The sequence below is a fragment of the Mesorhizobium sp. P5_C1 genome, from assembly GCF_054049815.1.
The window spans coordinates 1-641 of record NZ_JBFULQ010001323.1 but is presented as its reverse complement, the minus strand read 5'-3'; the positions used below and the strand labels follow the sequence as shown (position 1 = coordinate 641).

At 63.0% G+C, this 641-nt stretch carries 1 pseudogene; it reads right to left on the bottom strand.

Annotated elements, in window-relative coordinates:
• Positions 1 to 570: pseudogene (locus ACXJ7R_RS35625) on the bottom strand (autotransporter); the annotation flags it as partial.
• Positions 571 to 641 lie beyond the last annotated feature (71 nt).

Genomic DNA, 641 nt, shown 5'->3' with positions numbered 1-641 from the left:
GAACAGGACCCCGTCGGCAAGGTTGAGCGGATCGACCGTGCCCACATTATCGATGATCAGCGTGTTGGCGCCGATTCCGGTGATGTTGCCGTCAATCGTGCCGCCGGAGAGATGGACGTGGTCTGCGTCGATGCCACCCTTGATGGTGCCTCCGGAAACTGAAACCTGGTCGAATCCGGCACCGCCGCTGACACTGCCTTGGATGGTTCCACCAGAGACGGCTACGGTATCATCACCGTCGTCGCCAGTTACGTTCCCAGTGATGGCGCCGCCGCTGACGGTTATCGTATCGTTGCCGGTGCCGCCGACAACATTGCCGGTGATGGCGCCGCCCACAACGCTGACCACGTCCGGGCGGGCCGAAAGCAGGATGTTGCCGGTAATGACGCCGCCCTGTTGGTTGATTGTGCTGGCACCGGCGCCGGTGAGATCAATCGCGGTGCCCCCAGTGCCGGTGATTGAACCGGCGTTCGTGATCGTGACCAAGCCCGCCGTGTTCGCGAGAATACCCGTTGCACCTGCGATTGAACCGGCATTATCCACGCCCGCTGCGCGGCCGGTGCCGGACACAAGCTCGACGCCGACCGTGGAGCCGCTTACCGTCGCGCTATCTTGCACCGTAACCGTAGTAGCCGAACCAG